This is a genomic window from Candidatus Poriferisodalis multihospitum (assembly GCF_028283155.1).
Lineage (GTDB): Bacteria > Actinomycetota > Acidimicrobiia > Acidimicrobiales > Poriferisodalaceae > Poriferisodalis > Poriferisodalis multihospitum.
On sequence record NZ_JAPYOK010000109.1, the window covers coordinates 87819 to 107192 of the forward strand.

Genomic DNA, 19374 nt, shown 5'->3' on the forward strand with positions numbered 1-19374 from the left:
CTCAGGCGTATCGGGGAGGGGCGATGCCGCGGGGGACCAGTGCTCAAAGAGGCACAGCCCGACGAAATGGGGCACGATCGGGGGGGCGCCAAGCACCTCTCGCGCGGCTCGACACGCCGCTCGTACGCGACGGCGGCGTCCTGCGCCCTGCGAGCTGGGACGATGCGCTCGACCGTGCTGCATCAGGGCTGCGGGCGGCCACCCAGCAACACGGCGCCGGCGGCGTCGGCATGTTCTCGTGCTCGAAGAGCACGAATGAGATGAACTACGCAGCCCAGAAGTTCATGCGGACGGTGCTGAAGTCCAACAACATCGATTCCTGTAACCGCACCTGACACGCTCCGTCGGTCGTCGGTCTGGCGACAGTGTTCGGACTCGGGGGCGGAACGTGCTCGTACCAGGAAATCACCGAGACTGATGTCATCCTGCTCTGGGGATCGAATGCCCGTGAGGCCCACCCGATCTTCTTCCATCACCTGCTGCGCGGCCTCGACAGCGGCGCTGTCATGTACGCAGTGGATCCCCGCCGAACCTCCTCGGCCGAGTTTGCCGACGTGTGGCTCGGCCTCGACGTGGGCACAGACATCGCGCTGTCCAACACGGTGGCTCGCGAGATCATCGCTCAGGGAATGCACAACCAGTCCTTCATCGATCATGCGACGACGGGGTTCGATGCCTACGCAGCATCGGTAGAGCCGTTCACGCTCGAGGAGGGCGAGCGGCTCACCGGCGTGCCGGCAGAGGCCATCGCGGAGATGGCCCACCGTTATGCCACGGCCGACCGAGCGCAGATCTTGTGGACGCTGGGCATCACCGAGCACCACACGGCGGTCGAGAACGTGCTCTCGCTGTGCAACTTGGCGCTGCTGACCGGCCATGTCGGTCGGCGCGGCTCGGGCCTGGTGCCCCTGCGAGGCCAGAACAACGTGCAGGGCGGCGGCGACATGGGTGCTCTGCCTGATCGGCTGCCCGGGTTCCAGCTCCTCACTGACCCCGAGGTCCGGGCTCGCTACGAGAGCACCTGGGGTTGTGAGCTGAATCCCGTGCCGGGCAAGCACCTCACCGCGATGTTCGACGCCATGGAAGATGGCGAGCTGCGGGCCCTCTACGTCATCGGGGAGAATCCGGCCGATTCCGAAGCCAATGTGGCGCACGCACGCAAGCTGCTCGACGGGCTGGATCTGCTGGTCGTTCAGGACATCTCGCTGACGCGTACCGCACGGATGGCCGACGTGGTGTTGCCCGCGGCTGCGGGTTGGTCGTCCAGCGAGGGAACAGTCACCTCCTCCGAACGACGTGTCCAGCGGGTGCGTGCCGCAGTGCCTCCCCAGGGTGACGCACGCGACGATGTGCACATCATCAGCGATTTGGCATCGCACATGGGCGCGCAGTGGACGGCCACATCCGCGCAGGAGTTGTGGGACGAGATGCGGTCGCTGTCGCCGCTGCATGGCGGCATGAGCTGGGAGCGTCTCGAGGCGAGCGGCGGCCTGCAGTGGCCCTGTCCCCACGACGACCATCCCGGCACCGAGTTCCTGCACGGCTGGCTCTGGGAGCCCGGCCTCGACGGTCACGCTCCGGCACCGTTCTCGACCGTCGTCCATCGTCCTCCTGCGGAGGCACTGAGCGAACAGTTCCCGTTGCGCCTGACCACCGGCCGGGTGCTCGACTCCTACAACACGGGCGCGCAGTCCGCCGGCTACTCCTCGCCGATCCGCTCCGGTGACGCCATCGAGATCAATCCTGCCGATGCAGCAGACTTCGGAGTTGTCGAAGGCGACATTGTGCGTGTGAGCTCGCCACGGGGCTCGGTCGATATGCGCGTGCATGTCACCGATCGCCTTCCCACAGGCCTGGTTTTCACGACGTTCCATTTTCCGGAGTTGGTGGATGCGAACCTGCTGACGAACGACGCCTGGGATATCCGCAGCGGCACGGCGGAGTTCAAAGCCGCGTCCGTTCGCATCGACCCGCTGCCCCCTGCCACGGCCGCCGCAGGCGGCGTATCCGGCACAGCCGTCGCCGGCCGCGCATCTGGCACCGCAGCGGCAGGTGGCGCTGGTGGCTGACCTGCACTTCTCCGATGCGGAGCCCACCGCATCGGAGCGACGAGCGGTGCTGGCTGCACTCAGCGTCGACGAGGCTAGCGACGGCGCCGTTGTGGTCTCGCATCCGCGTGTTGTGCGCGCAGGGATGCAGCGGCGCAAGCAGATGCGGCACCTGTTACTGCCCGCGCTGCACGCTCTCCAGCGCGAGGCCGGCTGGATCTCGCCGGGCGGCCTCAACTTCGTCGGCCGGACGCTGGGCGTGCCACCGGCGGAGGCCTACGGCGTCGCCACGTTCTACGAGATGTTCCGCACCGAGGCTCCCGCCCACGAGCTCAGCGTTCGTCATGTCTGCGTCGATCCCATCTGCGCGCTGGCCGGTGCGGCACCGCTGGCGGAGCACCTGCGCTCACAGGGCCATGCCGTGCACGAGGGTCCCTGCCTCGGGCAGTGCGAACGGGCGCCGGCGGTATTCATCCAGGGTCGCCGCGAGCCCGACCGCGTCCCCGCAGACGGCAGCGGTCCGGATTCACTGCTCGTCAGCGTCACGGCGCCAGCGCCTGAGGCGCCCAGCCTGCTGCGACACATGATCGGACGGGATCCCGGCCACAACGAGAGCATGTCGATGGAGGCGTACCGGGAACGAGGTGGGGGAACAGCCCTTGACACTGCGCTGCGCCTCGGAACCGACGAAGTCATCGCCCAGGTGACCACAGCGGGGCTGTCGGGGCGCGGCGGGGCTGCTTTTCCCACCGGCATCAAGTGGCGAGCGGTGGCCGATGGCGAAGGTCCCAAGCACGTCGTCGCCAACATCGACGAATCCGAGCCCGGAACATTCAAAGACCGGCTGCTCTGCGAGCTGGAACCCTTGGCCATCATCGAGTCCATCGCTGTTGCCGGCCTGACCGTGGGCGCTGAACACGGCTGGATCTACATACGCGGTGAATACCCACTGGCCACGCAACGCCTCCGGCACGCCATCGCGCAGGCCCACAGCGCCGGCTGGCTCGGCGATGACGCAGCCGGGTCCGGGCAACCGTTCGACATCGAGCTGCGCAGGGGAGCGGGCGCCTATATCTGCGGTGAAGAGACGGCCCTGTTCAACTCGCTCGAGGGCTTCCGGGGAGAGCCCCGCAACAAGCCGCCATTCCCCACGACCCATGGGCTGTTCGGCCGCCCCACGGTGGTGAACAACCCTGAGACTCTGCTCAACGTGAATGAGATCCTGCGCATCGGTCCTGAGGCGTACCGCAGCGTGGGAACCGACGGCTCGCCGGGCACGAAGCTGTTCTGCCTCTCCGGTCACGTCGGCCGGCCAGGGCTGTACGAAGCTCCCTTCGGGATGGCTGGCCGGGGGAGTGCAGGGCACACTGGCCGCAGTGCTGCTGGGCGGTGCTGCGGGCAGCTTCGTCGGACCCGACGCCGGAGGGCTGCAGCTCTCCCTGGAGGACACACGGGCTGCGGGCACAACGCTCGGCTCAGGCCCGGTGATGGTCTTCAACGACACGGCTGACATGAGCGCCGTGGTCGAGCGACTGGCCAAGTTCTTCCGCGACGAGTCGTGCGGCCAGTGCGTTCCCTGCCGCGTGGGCACTGTCCGCCAGCACGAGCTGGTGACGCAGATCCGTCGCACAGGACGGTCGACGGAACCTCAGCGTGAGCTGCTCGGAGACATCGCAGACGCCATGGGCGACGCGTCCATCTGCGGGCTCGGCCATACGGCAGCCTCAGCGGTGCTCTCCGCCATGCGGCTGGGTCTGCTAGGAGACGGGCAACTATGAGTTCTGGCAATGGCAGCAGTGACCGGCAGGTGACGCTGAGCATCGACGGGCGCGAGGTGACGGTGCCCGAGGGGGAGACGATCTTGGCGGCCTGCACGGCAGCCGACGTCGACACGCCGACCATCTGCTGGGCGCCCAACCTCACGCCGGTGAACGTCTGCCGTGTCTGTGTCGTGGAGCTCGAAGGGTCTCGCACGCTCGTGCCGGCGTGCTCACGACCGGTTGAGGCGGGGATGCAGATCAGCACCGATTCCGAGCGAGTGCGCCACAGCCGGCGCATGGTGCTGGAGTTCCTCGGCTCGGCGAATGACCTCTCACAGGCGTCAGAGATTGCCGACTGGTCACGAATCTATGGCGCCGATCCGGCCCGCTACGAGGGCTCGGCGGACGACGGCGGCGGCCTGTCCTTGCGCCCTGAACCCGAGCGCGTCGATGAACCTGTACGCATCCAGGATGATCTGTACATCCGTGCGTACGACCGCTGTGTGCTGTGCTACAAGTGCGTCGAGGCCTGCGGCGACGATGCCCAGCACACCTTCGCCATCGCAGTGGCAGGACGCGGATTCGATGCCCGCATCCGCACCGAATACGACGCCGAGCTCCCCGACAGCGCCTGCGTGTACTGCGGCAACTGCGTGGCGGTGTGCCCTACCGGCGCCTTGCAGTTCCGCACCGAGTTCGACCTGCGAGCTGTAGGGGAGTGGCGCCCCGACGATCAAGCCGTCACCCGCACGGTGTGCTCCTACTGCGGTGTGGGGTGCAATCTCGAGCTGCATGTCCAGGACGAGCGCATCGTGAAAGTAACGTCGCCCGCCGATCACTCGGTGACCAGCGGCCATCTGTGCATCAAGGGCCGGTTCGGATGGCAGTACGTGCATGCGCCAGCGTTCGAGCCGCCCACAACATCGGCAGCGGAGCACTAGTCGCAGGTGTCGGCGCAGACGCCAGCACCTGAACCGACCCCGACCAGCACAGTCCGGGCAACTCGCCGCGTGCGCGCGCTGGAGCGTGCTCGTGACATGGCCGCGGACCATGTGCCGAGAATCGGCCGCACCGCGGCTCCCGAACCGCACGCAGGCGGCCCTGCACTTGCGTCACGCGCCGCCCGCAGCACTGCCCTGTTCGTTGGCATCGCGCTGTTGATGGCGGGCAACGGTCTGCAGAACACGCTGCTCGGTGTGCGGGCCGAATCCGAGGGCTTCGGCTCGACGGTCGCGGGCCTGGTCATGGCAATGAACTTCGTGGGGTTCCTGGCGGGCTCCGCGGTGGCTCCTCACTTTCTGCGCCAGGTCGGCCATGTGCGTGTCTTCGCTGCGCTGGCGTCTGCCGGCAGCAGCGTGGTGCTCGTGCAGGCGGTGTGGGTCAACCCGCTGGTCTGGGGTGCTGGGCGATTCCTGTGGGGGATGTGCTTCGCTGCGCTGATCGTGGTAGCCGAGACTTGGCTGAACGAACTGGCGACCAATGAGAACCGCGGCCGGATGCTGGCTCGCTACATGGTCATCACCATGGGTGCAATCGCCACAGGCCAGTTCATGGTGGCCCTCGCCGATACCAACGGCTTCACGCTGTTCGCCGTGGTGTCCGTCCTGGTGTCGCTTGCGCTGGTACCGATGTCTCTGTCTGCTTCGGCCAACCCTCCTGTGGTCGTCCCCGAGCGCGTCGGGCTCCGCACGCTCCTGCACACCGCGCCGACCGGTGTTGTGGTCGCGTTTCTGGTGGGTGGCGCGCTGGGCTCGATATCGGGCATCGGAGCGGTGTACGCCGCGTCACGGGGGCTGTCGCCAATTCAGGTAGCGGCGTTCGTCGCAGCCCCGATGATCGGCAGCCTGTTCGGGCAGCTCCCGCTCGGCCGTCTGTCAGACCGCGTGCCTCGACGCATCGTCATGGTGCTGGCCGCGTCGATTGCTGCGGCCGCCTGCTTGATGATGCTGGCGCTCGACGAACGGAGCATCGCGGGCATCGCTGTGATGGGCGTGATGGGTGCGTTCGCCTATCCCATCTACTCGCTGGCAGTAGCTCAGACGAATGACTGGCTGCGTGATTCCCAGCGGGCAGGCGCCAGCGCCGTGCTGGTGCGCATGAACGGGGTCGGCGCCACGGTGGGGCCGATCTGCGCCGCTATCGGGATGTCGCTGACCCTCAACGCGTTCTACTTCGTCATGGCAGTGTCACACGTGGCGGTGGCCGTTTTCGTGGCAGGGCGGATGCTGCTCGTGGCCGGGCCGACGGTGTCCGAGCAGGGCCGCTTCCATCCGATTCCCGCCCGGGCCTCGACCGCGGTGGCAGCGCTGCTCCGTCGGCGGCGGTAGGCGGGCCGAGGAGGCAGGAGCCGTGGGAGCGCTGTTCGGTCTGCTCACGTCATTGAGCATCGGCACCAGCGACCTGTTCGGGCGCCGGGTGGTGACCCGTTGTCACGTGCTGTCGGCGATGATCGTGTTCCAGGGTGCTGCTGCGTTGGTGGCGCTCGCAGTGCTGCCATTCATTCCGGGTTCATTCGCCGGAGACGACTTCACGCGCGGATTGGTGTCGGGCTTCGGGCTCGGTGCTGGCCTGGCGCTGTACTACACCTCGCTGGACCGGGCCGGCTCTGCGGTTGCCGCGCCGATCGTGGCGACGCTGTCGGCCGTCATCCCGTTTGCCTACACGGCACTGCGAGGCCACGATCCGCCGCTCATCGGCATCATCGGCGCCGCCGCCGCCTTCGGAGGGCTCGGCCTAGTGACTGCAGGAGGCACTCGCGGCAAACACGTCGGGGCCGGAACGGTCTGGGCGACGCTCTCGGGGCTCGGCTACGGCATCGGGCTCAGCGTCCTCGTCGATCTGTCTGAGAGCTCGGGCGCCTGGCCGGGATTCGGCCAACGGCTGACTTCGGTCGGGCTCATGGCTGCCGTGGTCGCGGCACGGGGTCTCCCGGCGCTGCCGCCGCCCGACGTGCTGGGCTTCGCATTCCTGACGGGTGTGGCGAGTGCTGCCGCGACGATCTTCTACATCGTCGGCATCTGGTTCGACCCGCCTACGACCGTGGTAGGGGCGTCCATGTTCCCGGTGATGAGCGTCATCGTCGGCAGGGTCGCCTACCAGGATTCCCTCAATGCACGCCAGTCCATCGGCATCGTGGCCGCTGTTGCCGGCGTCGCTGCCGTCGTCGCCGCCTGAGTGACTGAGCGCATTGGCGCTAGACGATGGCGTCTGGCTCTTCGGCTTTGCGCCGGGCGATGTAGTCGCGCAACTCGGCGTCGATCGCGTCGTCGATGGGCGGCGGCTCGTAGGCGGCGAGCATCTGCTTCATCAGCCGGTTGGCTCGCTGGGCCGCATCGAGCGAACCCTCGTCAGACCACTGCTCAAAGCTGTTGTTGTCCGCAATCGACGATTGGTAGAAGGCCGTCTCGAAGTTGGCCAGCGTGTGCGGATGGCCCAGGAAATGGTCGCCGTGGGGGTTCGTCGTGAACGCCTCGACCGCCTGGCCGTTATCAGACATGTCCACGCCCCGGGCGTACACCTCCATCATCCCCAGTTGGTCCGCATCCATCAGCAGCTTCTCGTAGCTCAGCGTCAGGCCGCCTTCCAGCCAGCCCGCTGCGTGCAGCACGAAGTTCACCCCCGCGGCGATCGTCGGCAGCAGCGTGGATGCCGATTCGTAGGCCGCTTGAGCATCGGGTGCCTTGGACGAGGTGAACTGCCCACCCGAGCGGAACGGCACGCCGACCCGTCGCGCCAGCTCGGCCATGACGTAGATCGCCAGACCTGCCTCAGGCGTGCCGAACGTCGGCGCACCGGTGGCCATCGACATTGACGATGCGAAGGTGCCGAAGATCACCGGCGCCCCGGGGCGCACCAGTTGGCAGAACGCCATGCCCGACAGCGCTTCAGCCAGCGCCTGGGCGGCCAGCGCCGCCACCGTGACCGGCGACATGGCGCCAGCCAGGATGAACGGCGAGATCACACATGCCTGGTTGTGCTGCGCATACACCTCGGCTGCGCCCAGCATGGTGGCGTCCCAGCGCAGCGGCGACGACGCGTTGATGAGGCTCGTCAGTACGGTGCGATCGCTCAGATCGCCGCCGAAGGCGATGCGGCAGAGTTCCACCGAATCGGCTGCACGCTGGGCCGCCGTCACCGAGCCCATCAGCGGCTTGTCGCTATAACGCAGGTGCGCGTACACCATGTCGAGGTGGCGCTTGTTGACCGGGACGTCCACCGGCTCGCAGACCGTGCCGCCGCTGTGGTGAAGGTGGGGGAGCATCCAGGTCAGCTTCACCACCCTCTCGAAGTCGCCGAGGGTGGCATACCGGCGTCCAGCATCGAGGTCAGTAACGAACGGCGAGCCGTAGTTGGGGGCGAACACGGTGGCGTCACCGCCGATCGGCACCGACCGAGCCGGGTTACGGGCGTGTTGGACATAGTTGGCCGGCGCGGTGGCCTGGACGATCTCGCGGCACATGCCGCGCGGGAACCGGACCATCTCGCCGTCGACCTCTGCGCCGGCGTCACGCCAGAGCTCAAGCGCCCGGGGGAAGTCCTGGAAGGCGACCCCCACCTCGGACAGGATCGTCTCGGCGTTCTCCTCGATCTGGGCCAGGCCCTCGGTGTCGAGCACGTTCACCGGCGGCAGCCTCCGCTGTACGTGGGTGTTGAACGCCACGTCGGCCGTTGCCCGCTGCGCTTGACGAGCCGCGCGGCCGCCTCCTCGCCGTCGTCGCTCGCTCATGATTCCTCGCTCATCGGGACTGCTCGCCGTCGTCGGGTGCGGTTGTGGGGACTCGAAGTTCTACGGGATGGGCGGGGCAGGTCCACCGCCGTCGCGAGCAGCGGAGTGGGTGCGGTGGCATGAGGGAGTGCCATGGCTGCCACGAAGAGCTCCTGAAACCTCGGCTCGGTGGCAGTCTCGATCTTGCGGATGCTGCGGACCACCCGCTCCATCTCGGCCCGCTGGCTCCCTGACAGCAGCGCACGTACAGCGCCGGTGCCTGCTGCGTTGCCGACCGACCGCACCCCGTCCGGGTCGCAGTCGCCGATGAGCCCGAGCACCATCGCCCGTACCGGATCGATGTGCGCCCCGAAGGCTCCGGCGAGCAGCACTCGGTCGGGAGCCTCGATGCCAGCCTGCCCGCGCAGCAGGTCGATGCCGGCGCGCAGCGCCGCCTTCGCCAGTTGGATGGCTCGCACATCGTTCTGGGTGACGGTGATGGTCGGCCCGTCGGCACCTTCGGGAGGCTCGTACAGTACGAACGACGATGTCCGGCCATCGGAGGCCACACGGGACGCCCGCTCGCCCTCCCCGGGCTGCGCCGCGATGACCCCATCAGACGACAGCACCCCGGCGAGGTACATCTCGGCGATGACCTCGATGATCCCGGAACCGCAGATCCCCGTGACGCCTGCTGCAGTGCTGCGAACACCAGCGGCGACGCGCCGCTCGACTGCCTCCGCGAAGCCAGGTTCGTCGGACCACAGATCGCAGCCGATGACACGCACTCTGGGAGCCCACGTCACCGGATCGATGCGCACCCGCTCGATCGCTCCGGGTGTCGCCCGTTGACCGCAGCTGATCTGCGCGCCCTCGAATGCGGGCCCGGTCGGGCTGGACGCTGCCCACAACCCCTCGGAGCTGCCCAGCACGATCTCGGCATTGGTGCCCACGTCCACCAGGAGGGTGACGGCGTCGTCGCGATGCGGTCCTCCGGCAAGCACTGCCGCCGCAGTGTCCGCGCCCACATGACCGGCGATCGCGGGCGCAACGTAGACGCGAGCCGCCGGGCACGGCAGATCCATCTCCGGCCCATCCACCTCGACACTGGCATCGGTCGCCAGAGTGAACGGCGCCTGTCCGAGCGGGGTCGGGTCGATGCCGAGCGCGATGTGCATCATGATCGGGTTGCCGACCAGCACCACCTCGAGCACAGCGTCTGGCTCGGCACCGGCTTCGGAGCACAGCTCGGTGATCAGCGCTGCAAGCGAGTCTCGGACGAGAGCGGTGAGTTCTTGGGCGCCGCCGGGGTTCATCATCACGTAGGACACCCGGCTCATCAGGTCCTCGCCGAGGCGGATCTGCGGGTTCATGCGGCCGGCGGAGGCCAGCACGTCACCACTGTGAAGGTCGGTCAGGTGGCCCGCAATCGTGGTCGAGCCGACGTCGATCGCAACGCCGAGTGCCGCTGTCGCGACGCCAGGCCATACAGCCGTCACCATGCCGGTGCGTTTGCTCCGCTCGGGGCCGCTCCAGCGAACGGCGACCGTCACCAGCCGACCGCCAGCGTCGTCGGGGGAGCCGGCGGCGACCGACGCGTGGAGCGCCGCTAGTGCCCCCGGCAAGATGCCAGCCAGGTGAACGCCCCATTCATCGGCCACGCAGTCGATGACGACTTCGGCGAGTCCGCGGCGCTCGTCCAGCGTCGGCGGCGGCACTGTCACCGCATGCAGCGTCGCCAGTGGGTCGAGGGCGATGTCGCCTACGTCGACGGTCTTGCGTACCACCGGCCCGTGCAGCTGGCTTTCCGGCGGCACATCCACCACCACATCGGCCTGCACACGCGCCTGGCAACCCAGTCGTGCGGAGGGACCCAGCGGGCGTCGGCCTTCGTATGCGGCTTCGGCGGCACCCAGCGAGCTCAGCGCTTCGGGGCCAGCAGTGATGGCCCACTTGGGAAAGGAACCCACCGACGGCACGACCTGGCAGCGGCCGCAGATGCCGCGCCCGCCGCACACGCTGTCGAGATCGACGCCCATTTCCCGAGCGGCATCCAGCACAGTGGTACCGGCATTCACCGCTCCCGCCCGTCCGCTGGGGGTGAACACCACCCTGACCGAGGCCGTCGGCACCAGGGCTCCGTCAGCCGGTGCGTGCGCGACGTCCGCCCCGTCGGCGGGGACGATCGCCGGACCCTGCGCCAGGAGCACTGTCAGCCCCCATTGCGCTGCGGTCGCGGTGCTCGGAGATCCACGCCGCGCAGTTCTCGTCGTTGCCCGCCAAGACGTCGCCTGCCATGACTGCGGCCTTCACATCGGCATGCAGCGGGTTCATAATGGCCGATGTCATCCCGGCCCCGATCGCCATAGCCAGGAAGGTGCCGGTGATGATGTGGCGGTTGGGCAGGCCGAAGCTCACATTGGATGCCCCACACGTCGTGTTCACGCCCAGTTCGTCACGCAGCCGGCGTACCAGATGGAATACCTGCCGTCCTGCCGTGGCCATGGCGCCTATCGGCATGACCAATGGGTCCACCACCACGTCTGCGGTGGGAATGCCGTAGTCGGCTGCGGCACTCACAATCCGTTTCGCCACGTCGAAGCGGACATCAGGGTCCTCGCTGATGCCGGTCTCGTCGTTGGAGATGGCGACCACTGCCGCTCCGGCCCGCGCCACCAGCGGGAGCACCCGCTCCATCACCTCCGGTTCTCCGGTCACCGAGTTGATGAGGGGCTTGCCCACGTAGGCGTCCACGCCGGCTTCGAGCGCCTCGATGATCGACGAATCGATACTGAGCGGAACATCGGTGACCGACTGCACCAGCTTCACCGCCGAAGCGAGCAGTGCAGGCTCGTCGGCGAGCGGTACGCCGGCATTGACATCGAGCATGTGGGCGCCGGCCGTCACCTGGGCGAGCGCGTCTGCTTCGACCCGGCTGAAGTCGCCCTCCTTCATCTCCTCAGCAAGCAGCTTGCGACCGGTGGGATTGATGCGCTCGCCGATCATCACGAACGGCCGGCCGAAGCCGATCACCACCTCACGCGTGGCGGAGCTGACAACGGTGTCGGTCACGCGGGCACCTGGTGCTCGTCGTTGTGTCTTGGCGCAGCGAGCTCGGAATGCACTGTGCTGCGCCTCGGCGCAGCGACGCTGGTCAGCGTGGTCTCGAGATCGCCGTAGCCCGTCTCGACGATCTCTAGTGGCAGGCCGAGGCGTTCGGCCCCGGCGCGTGCACAGGCCTCGACGCGTGCGCGCTGCGAGCCATCCGGCGTCTGGGTCAGCAGCACCACGCGGCGGTAGTTGCCGAAATAGAGCTCTGCAAGCTCGGGATGATCGGCAATGCCGAGGCCTTTCCAGACCAGCAGATCGAAGTGACGGGCGAGATAGTCGGTCAGGTAGAAGGTCGCCGGTTCGGCCTCGGACATCTCGTCGAATCGCGGGGCGGTGGCGAAGAACTCGTAGCAGTGAGCTCCCGGCACCCGAGTCATCGAGGGCCCGTTGCCCGCCGCATGAGCGCGCTCGAACTCGGCGCACAGGTCGTCGATGGCGCCGGCACTGCCGCAGTCTCCATAGCCGAGGAGTATCTGTTCGTAGGTTCGACCCTGCCGCGCGAGCCGGTCCAGCCGCGCGCGCACTTCCGGCGCGATGAGCGCAGGACGGTTGTGCAGCTTCGCCGGCAGGCACTCCACGTCGATGTGCTCCAGGCCTCCGGTGCCGACGATCGCCTGCAGCTCGTTGGCGAGTGCGCCGCAGCCGAGCACCAGCACGCGGCGCGACGGGCCTTCGGCTGAGGCCCGGGCAGACGGCCGCGGTGCGCGCCGTGCGGCCGCCGGTTTCGCTGCAGCCTCGGCTGTCCGGCGCGCACGCGAGCGCCGCCGGCGGCGAGCGGTCGATTCCGGGGACGAGGTGGCCGTCATCTCATGCAGCGGCTGCGCGCCGGGCTTTGATGAGGTCTGTGGCGGTCTCCGCCGCGACGGCAGCATCGCGGCAGTAGGCATCGGCGCCCACAGCTTCGCCGAACTCCTGGTTCAGCGGGGCGCCGCCGACGATGACGAGGTAGTCGTCGCGCAGGCCCTGCTCGATCAGCGTGTCGACCACCACCTTCATGTACGGCATGGTCGTGGTCAGCAGCGCTGACATGCCCAAGATGTCGGGCCGATGCTCAGCCAGGGCGCCGAGGAACTCATCGACGTCAGTGTTGATCCCCAAGTCCACTACCTCGAAGCCCGCACCCTCGAGCATCATTCCCACCAGGTTCTTGCCGATGTCATGGATGTCGCCCTTGACGGTGCCGATCACGATCTTGCCGATCGGTTCCGCGCCGGTCTCCGCAAGCAGTGGCCGCAGCACCGCCATGCCGGCCTTCATGGCGTTGGCCGCGAGCAGCACTTCGGGAACGAACAGGATCCCGTCGCGAAAATCGATCCCGACGATGCGCATGGCCTCGACCAGCGCCTCATTGAGGACCTTGTCGGCCCCCCAGCCGCGCCCGAGCAACAGCTCGGTGCCTTCGACGATCTCGGGGCCGAGCCCGTCATAGAGATCGTCATGCATCTGAGCGATGAGATCGTCATCGTCGAGGGCTGAGAGGTCGATGTCCTCATCAGCATCGGCGCTGTCGACGGTTGCCGCATCGGCCATGCTTTGCCCCCTCGCCATGGTCATGACGTGTGCCGGGCACCCCCGTCCCGGTCAACTGTCCAAGATTCAGCATGGGTCCTGCGGCCAAGTCGTTCCGCTGTGCTGTTCAGCATCTTGCTGTTCCGCATAGTGGAACTGTGCCGCAGAACGGTACAGCAGTACGGTACCACGAACCCTTCCGGAACAGCGACATAGGAGCACGTGAATTCAAGGCGACATGCCGGCGCCTGCCGGCGTGTTTCAGCGGCGATGCGCGTCGATCTCTCCGGCTGTCACGGCCGCCGCCTCGGCCACTGTGAGCAGGCGCGTCTCGCGGGTTGAGCGTTCGGTCAGCTCCACGTTGCCCTCCGCCAGGCTGCGCGCGCCGACCGTGAGCCGGTAAGGCACGCCGACGAGCTCCGCATCTGCCAGCTTTACACCGGGCCGCAGCGGACGATCGTCGTAGAGGCAGTCGACACCGAGCGCAGCCAGTTCGCGCTCGAGCCTCTCGCCTGCTGCCGATTGGTCTTCATCGGCAGGATCGAGCACGGTGATGACCGCCTCGAACGGCGCGACACCGACCGGCCAGCACAGGCCCCGCTCGTCGTAATGGGTCTCGGCCACCGCAGCCATCGCCCGCCCGATGCCGATGCCGTAGCTGCCCATGATCGGAGTCTGGGCAATGCCGTCCGCATCCAGCACCGACACGCCCATCGCCTCGCAGTACTTGCGGCCCAGCTTGAAGATGTGGCCCGCCTCAATGCAGCGCACGATCTCCAGCGGCTTGCCGCACACGATGCAGGCCTCGCCTGCTGTGACCTCGCGCAGATCAGCCCACTGCGGATCGATGATGTCGCGCTCCACGTCCACGTGACGCAGGTGCCAGTCGTCCTCATTGGCGCCGGTGGTCATAGATCTGCGGCCCCGCAAGGCCTCATCTATGCAGATCGGCAGGCCCTCGACGCCGACCGCCCCCAGGCTTCCGGGACTGGCTCCGAGCTGAGCCACCGTCTCGGACTCGGTGGCAGGACGCACATCGGTCGCGCCGCTGAAATCGGCCAACTTCTGCAGGTTGAGCTGGTGGTCGCCTCGCAGAACCACCAACGTGAGCTGATCGTCGAGAACCATGACCATCGTCTTGAGCTGCCGGTCGGCCGGTGCGCCGCCTTCGAAGGAAGCGAGCGCATCGATGGTGCGGACGCCTGGTGTCGCGAAGCGCTCAGGTGCGTCGCCGGAGGACGGATCATCGATGGGTGGCACTGACGCACGGGCCCGCTCGATGTTGGCCCGGTACCCGCAGCCCGCACACCGCGCCACGTCGTCCTCACCTGCCGGCGACTCCACCATGAACTCGACGCTGGCATCGCCGCCCATGGCGCCCGAAGAAGCCTGTACGGCCATGGCATCGAGGTCGAGCCGCTTGAAGATCTTCTCGTATGCCTCGCGGTGCGCCTCGAAGGACACATCGAGACCTGCTTCGTCCATGTCGAAGCTGTACGAGTCCTTCATCATGAACTCGCGCACCCTCAGCAGGCCGCTGCGCGGGCGGGGCTCGTCACGGAATTTGGTCTGGATCTGGTACCAGGTTTGAGGCAGCTCCCGGTACGAACTCATCTCCGCCGCCAGCGCCGCGAAGACCTCTTCGTGCGTCATGCCCAGCACGACGTCTGCATCGTTGCGGTCGCGCAGGCGGAACATCTCTGAACCCATCACGTTCCACCGACCGCTGCGATGCCACAGATCAGCCGGGTGCATCGCAGGCAGCAGGAACTCCTGCGCGCCGATGGCATCCATTTCCGCTCTGACGACATCGGCCACTTTGTTGTGCACCCGCAGCCCGAGCGGCAGCAAGCTGTAGTGCCCCGAATGCAGCTGCCGGATGAACCCAGCCCGCACGAGCAGCTGATGACTCACGGCGGTGGCGTCGCCAGGCGCATCACGCAGCGTCGGGATGAACGAATCAGACCATCGCATCCGACGCAGCGTAAGCGAGCAACCGCGTTGCGATGCAATGCGTGTCCAGTACCCTCAATCTGCGTAGCCGGCGACTGCGCACCGGCGACCATGCATCGGTCGTGCGGTCTCGGCAGCGGACCAGGGCCACAGTGCCGACCACGGTGACTGTGTCCGCAACAGGTCCTGCATCAACAGTTCGGGCCATGCCCCAAGCGCAGTCCGGACAGGCGCTGCAGCGCACCTGCCCGTGCCCCTGCATGACGCGATGAGCGACGAAGACTCACCGACCCATACTCCGAACCGGGGCGCGCCGGCGCTTCAGCAGCTCGCGCCTGCCGATGACATCGCTCGCAACGGCGACATCTCGGATTCCGCCACAGGGTCCAACGGCACAGGGCGCAATGGCCCCGGGCTCATCGGCACAGGGGTCTCTGCGCTCGCAACGATGCGCTGGTCCCAGATAGCGCGTCTTGTCTGGGCCGAGGCGCAAGGCATCGCCGGGAACGACGACGTCGCCGCGCTGGAGACCGACCGGCTGCGCTGGGAACGAGTTCTTCTGGATCTGCTCGACCAGACGGAATCCTCGCTGTCGGGGGCCCGACGGCTGCCCCGGCCGATCCGCCGGCAAGTCGTGCGAGACTTCGAAACCGATTTCTCCGAGCTTGCCGCCGCCTACGAGCGCCTGACGGGCCTCGATGCCACCGAGTCGCCCGATGACGCAGCCTCGGATCCAGGCACCGGCGATGCCGCAGCAGGTCCGCTGCCCGAACCGGCCGCACTGCAGCTGTCGTGGCAACCGGGCCGGATCGTTGCGTGGGCCGCAGGCGCCGGCACCGAGCCCGACCCCACAGATCGGATCATGGACCGCCTGGTGGCCACCGGAGCCCCAGACAGCGTCTGGCGCCCCCATCCGAACATCAAGCTGCCGGGCGGGATGAGCGCCGAGGCACTGGTGGCTGATGTCGGCGACGTCCTGGGCTGGCTGGTCGGCCTCAACGGTCCGGCGGCCAGCAGCTCGGCCGGCTCATCGCCCACATCCGGGAGCTCTCCCGCTGAGCTGGCCGGCAGCGATCCAGCCAGCGACGACGAATCCCTGCACGGCAACGAGCAGATCGATGCTGCCGAGAGCAGCCCGAACGGCGACCTTCTGCTCGGTGCCAGCGCACTCTGGCTGCGAACCGCGGCCAGGACGGCGGTGGAACTGGTGGCGGGAGGGCGAACGGTGCCCCGGCTCCACCGAGTCCGCAAGCGCCGCAACCGCAAGCGGCCCGACACCGCGGAATTCTCAGTGCAGTGGCAGCCGGCCTCGCCGCCAGCAGATCGACTGGCGGCGCTCATCGACTGCCTGCCAGGTGCAGTGGCCGCACCCGAACCCAAGTCAGAGGCGCGCACCACGGTGCAGTCGGCCCTGTCCGGCATGGTCGACGCGATTGTGACAAGTGCCGCGAAGCGGCTCGATGTTCCTGCGGCATCGCCCGAGCCTCGGAGCCGGGCGGAGATGGCCGAGGCCTTCCTGGCGTATCTCGACGGCACCCGCTTTGTCGGCTCGGCAACTCAGGGTTCCGATCTGGCCCGGCGCATCGAGCTGTGGGCCAGGCCGGTGACTGGTGCCGCCCGGCAATCGCTGGTCGTCCGGTTGGACGAGCCTGACGACGTCGGGGCGTGGCACATGGAGGTGCTCGCCACCAGCCCAGAAGGAGTGACCGAGCCCGTCGAGGTCGCGATGGTGAGCGGCGTCAGCTCGCATCGCACCGAAGTGCGCGATCAGCTCACCCGCCTCGAACGGCTGCTGCCGGTGCTGATGCGGCCCGGCGGCAAACGGCGCGGCGAAGTGATCCTCAGTCAGGACGAGGCATGGGAGCTGATGTCGGTGACGGGGCCGGCGCTGCAGTCCGCGGGCTTCAAGGTCGAGGTGCCGAACCTCTCCCGCGAGCGCCCGGCCCCCTCGCTCCGACTCACCGCCGCCGAGGACGCCGACAGCGCCCTGGGGGCACAGCAGCTCACCGCCGTGAGCTGGACAGCGGTCTTCGGAGACGTGGAGCTGACCGCAGATCAGATTCATGAACTGGCCTCCCAAGCACGGCCGCTTGTACGCGACCGGGGCCAGTGGATCGCGCTGGATCACGCCGACCTCGCCGAGGCGGCCGCCGCGCTCGCCGAGCGCGCAGAGGTCACTGCCCTCACCGGATCGCAGATGCTGCGCCAGGTACTGGGCCTCGAGGGCCCGTCGGTGCGCGGCGGCATCACCATCTCCGGCAGCGGCTGGGCGGCCGATCTGCTGCGCTCCGCGTCGGAGATCTCGTCCGCGCCCCGGGCCAGCCCCGAGGGTTTCGTAGGCGAGCTGCGCAACTACCAGGCCGAGGCGGTTGCCTGGCTGGAATTCCTGGACGGAGCCGGCCTCGGGGGCTGTCTCGCCTTGGACATGGGTCTGGGGAAAACCCCCACGGTGCTCGCTCGTATTGCTGCAGACCAGCAACAGGGCCCGGCTCTGGTCATCGCGCCGCCAGCCGTCGTCAGCAACTGGGCAGCCGAAGCGGCGCGCTTCACACCGGGGCTGTCGACGATCATTCATCACGGCCCCGCCCGGCGTGAGCCCGCAGAGCTGGTCGAGGCGCTGCGCGAGAGCGCCGGCGCTGATGACCATGATGCGGCCGAGAACGGGCAGATCGATGTGGTGATCACCACCTATGGCACTGCCGTGCGCGATATCGACGCCCTCCAGGAGGTGCACTGGGACCGGATCGTGGTTGATGAGGCGCAGGTCATCAAGAACCACACCAGCGAGACCGCCAAGCAGCTGCGCCGGCTGTCAGCCCGGATCCGCCTTGCCTTGACCGGTACCCCCATCGAGAACGGCCTCGGCGACCTCTGGGCGATCATGGACTTCTGCAATCCAGGCCTGGTCGGCTCCAGAACACCCTTCATCGCACAGTTGCAGCGTCCCGGCGACGCACGCGGCGCCGCCGAATCGGCCTTGCATGCGCTCAATGGCGTGCTGGTTTTCCGTCGGACCAAGGCAGAGCCGCAGATCGCGGCCGAGCTGCCCGACCGCATTGACGAGCTCGCGCACTGCGCAATGACACCAGAGCAGATCGGCCTGTACCAAGCAGTGCTCGACCAGCTGATCGTCGACACGGCGGAGAGCGAGCAAGCGGGCGAGAGGCGCAAGGGGGCGGTGCTGGCCGCCATTACGGCCCTCAAGCAGATCTGTAACCATCCGCTCAACTACCGGCCCGACGACATCGACGAGCAGATCGAGGGGCGCAGCGGCAAACTCGACCGGCTGCACGAGATTCTCGAGGCGGTATTCGCAGCGGGGGAGCGGGCGCTGGTGTTCACGCACTTCGCCACCTGGGGCGAGCGGCTGGCCGCTCATCTGACACGGCGGACCGGCCTGCAAATCGACTGCTACCACGGCGGGCTCGGTCGCTCTGCCCGCGATCGCATGGTGCGACGCTTCCAGTCCGAGGACGGGCCCGGGGCGATGGTGCTCTCGCTCAAGGCAGGCGGCACGGGCTTGAACCTGACCGCGGCGAGTCATGTGGTGCTCTACGACCGCTGGTGGAACCCCGCTGTCGAGGACCAGGCTCGCGACCGGGCATGGCGCATCGGTCAGACACGCACGGTCATCTGCCACCGCCTGGTCTGTCCAGGCACGGTGGACGAGCGGGTGGAGGAGGTCGTGGCCGGCAAACGGCGCATCGCCGACATGGTGCTGCCGAAGTCCAGCTCGATCGGCGATCTCGACACTGAGCAACTCCGGCACGCCTTGGGCATCGATCCTGATGCCCTCCTCGCCGACGATTCCAACGGGATTGACACCAGCACGCCCCCGGTGGCAGAGCCGGTTCCGACAAGCGCAGGTGGGTCATGAGCAATCGCCGTCGACGCAAGACGTCGCGTACCCGCCGCATCGACGGTGCCGAGGTCCAGCAACGGCAGGCCGCTGAGGCGAGTGCAGCGTTCTGGCATGGAGCCGCTGGCGTGACGCCGTCGCCAGAACAACCTGATGCCGCCGCCAATGGAACGGCAGACGGATCGGCGATCGCCGACGCTGGACCGGGACAACTGCCCGACATTCTCACTGAGGCGCGCCGCATCTCGGTCACGACCGATCCGACGTCGACCGTGCGCTCGCTCGGCAAACCGCCTCTGGCGGGACGCGAGGCAGCCGCCGAGCACTACTTCGAAGCCGTCTACCAGCGTGCCGTCGCAATGGCCGGCGCACTGGCGGCAGCAGGGGATCTGTTCGCTTCAGTCGACGAGGAGTTCACAACGTCCTGAG

The 19374-nt window shown here is 67.8% G+C and carries 12 protein-coding genes and 1 pseudogene; 7 read left to right on the plus strand and 6 right to left on the minus strand.

Annotation, left to right across the window (positions count from 1 at the left end):
• Positions 1 to 23 precede the first annotated feature (23 nt).
• The 5 genes and pseudogenes from VI480_RS12770 to VI480_RS12795 all read left to right on the plus strand — a co-directional run bounded on the left by VI480_RS12770 (position 24) and on the right by VI480_RS12795 (position 6982).
• The gene (locus VI480_RS12770; protein WP_416246692.1) at positions 24 to 2069 is read left to right on the plus strand and encodes a molybdopterin oxidoreductase family protein; all 2046 of its coding nucleotides are present in this window, start codon (positions 24 to 26) and stop codon (positions 2067 to 2069) included.
• A pseudogene (locus VI480_RS12775) lies at positions 2062 to 3826 on the plus strand (NADH-ubiquinone oxidoreductase-F iron-sulfur binding region domain-containing protein). Before VI480_RS12770 ends, VI480_RS12775 begins: the two are co-directional and overlap by 8 nt.
• The gene (locus tag VI480_RS12785) at positions 3823 to 4749 is read left to right on the plus strand and encodes a 2Fe-2S iron-sulfur cluster-binding protein (protein WP_323673237.1); all 927 of its coding nucleotides are present in this window, start codon (positions 3823 to 3825) and stop codon (positions 4747 to 4749) included. Before VI480_RS12775 ends, VI480_RS12785 begins: the two are co-directional and overlap by 4 nt.
• A 96-nt stretch (positions 4750 to 4845) precedes the next feature.
• Complete coding sequence (locus VI480_RS12790) at positions 4846 to 6135, plus strand: MFS transporter (protein WP_323673238.1); 1290 nt, start codon at positions 4846 to 4848, stop codon at positions 6133 to 6135.
• 22 nt (positions 6136 to 6157) lie between these two features.
• Positions 6158 to 6982, plus strand: a complete 825-nt coding sequence (locus VI480_RS12795; protein ID WP_323673239.1) for an EamA family transporter — start codon at positions 6158 to 6160, stop codon at positions 6980 to 6982.
• Positions 6983 to 7001: 19 nt separating this feature from the next.
• Here VI480_RS12795 and VI480_RS12800 read toward each other — a convergent pair whose 3' ends face one another.
• From VI480_RS12800 to VI480_RS12825, 6 genes are all read right to left on the minus strand, one after another.
• Positions 7002 to 8534 carry a trimethylamine methyltransferase family protein gene (locus VI480_RS12800; RefSeq protein WP_323673240.1) on the minus strand — a complete coding sequence of 511 codons (1533 nt, stop codon included), beginning with the start codon at positions 8532 to 8534 and terminating at the stop codon, positions 7002 to 7004.
• Positions 8531 to 10645, minus strand: a complete 2115-nt coding sequence (locus VI480_RS12805; RefSeq protein WP_323673241.1) for an ASKHA domain-containing protein — start codon at positions 10643 to 10645, stop codon at positions 8531 to 8533. The genes VI480_RS12800 and VI480_RS12805 overlap by 4 nt, the downstream gene beginning before the upstream one ends.
• A 10-nt stretch (positions 10646 to 10655) precedes the next feature.
• Positions 10656 to 11585, minus strand: a complete 930-nt coding sequence (locus VI480_RS12810; protein WP_323673242.1) for a dihydropteroate synthase — start codon at positions 11583 to 11585, stop codon at positions 10656 to 10658.
• Complete coding sequence (locus VI480_RS12815; RefSeq protein ID WP_323673243.1) at positions 11582 to 12280, minus strand: DUF1638 domain-containing protein; 699 nt, start codon at positions 12278 to 12280, stop codon at positions 11582 to 11584. The genes VI480_RS12810 and VI480_RS12815 overlap by 4 nt, the downstream gene beginning before the upstream one ends.
• A gap of 151 nt (positions 12281 to 12431) precedes the next feature.
• The gene (locus VI480_RS12820) at positions 12432 to 13154 is read right to left on the minus strand and encodes a corrinoid protein (protein ID WP_323673244.1); all 723 of its coding nucleotides are present in this window, start codon (positions 13152 to 13154) and stop codon (positions 12432 to 12434) included.
• Positions 13155 to 13394: 240 nt separating this feature from the next.
• Positions 13395 to 15107 carry a proline--tRNA ligase gene (locus VI480_RS12825; RefSeq protein ID WP_323673245.1) on the minus strand — a complete coding sequence of 571 codons (1713 nt, stop codon included), beginning with the start codon at positions 15105 to 15107 and terminating at the stop codon, positions 13395 to 13397.
• Between the two features lie 247 nt (positions 15108 to 15354).
• Between VI480_RS12825 and VI480_RS12830 the strand changes: the two genes are divergently transcribed.
• On the plus strand, positions 15355 to 18963 hold the full coding sequence (locus tag VI480_RS12830) for a DEAD/DEAH box helicase (protein ID WP_323673246.1): 3609 nt from the start codon (positions 15355 to 15357) through the stop codon (positions 18961 to 18963).
• Positions 18960 to 19373, plus strand: coding sequence for a hypothetical protein (locus tag VI480_RS12835; RefSeq protein WP_323673247.1), 414 nt, complete (start codon positions 18960 to 18962; stop codon positions 19371 to 19373). The genes VI480_RS12830 and VI480_RS12835 overlap by 4 nt, the downstream gene beginning before the upstream one ends.
• Position 19374 lies beyond the last annotated feature (1 nt).

What these genes read in the sequence shown, in the direction of transcription:
- VI480_RS12785 (WP_323673237.1), top strand. Translation starts at nt 3,823, where the DNA reads ATGAGTTCTGGCAATGGCAGCAGTGACCGGCAGGTGACGCTGAGCATC.
- VI480_RS12790 (WP_323673238.1), top strand. Translation starts at nt 4,846, where the DNA reads ATGGCCGCGGACCATGTGCCGAGAATCGGCCGCACCGCGGCTCCCGAA.
- VI480_RS12800 (WP_323673240.1), bottom strand. Translation starts at nt 8,534, where the DNA reads ATGAGCGAGCGACGACGGCGAGGAGGCGGCCGCGCGGCTCGTCAAGCG.
- VI480_RS12820 (WP_323673244.1), bottom strand. Translation starts at nt 13,154, where the DNA reads ATGGCCGATGCGGCAACCGTCGACAGCGCCGATGCTGATGAGGACATC.
- VI480_RS12825 (WP_323673245.1), bottom strand. Translation starts at nt 15,107, where the DNA reads ATGCGATGGTCTGATTCGTTCATCCCGACGCTGCGTGATGCGCCTGGC.
- VI480_RS12830 (WP_323673246.1), top strand. Translation starts at nt 15,355, where the DNA reads ATGAGCGACGAAGACTCACCGACCCATACTCCGAACCGGGGCGCGCCG.
- VI480_RS12835 (WP_323673247.1), top strand. Translation starts at nt 18,960, where the DNA reads ATGAGCAATCGCCGTCGACGCAAGACGTCGCGTACCCGCCGCATCGAC.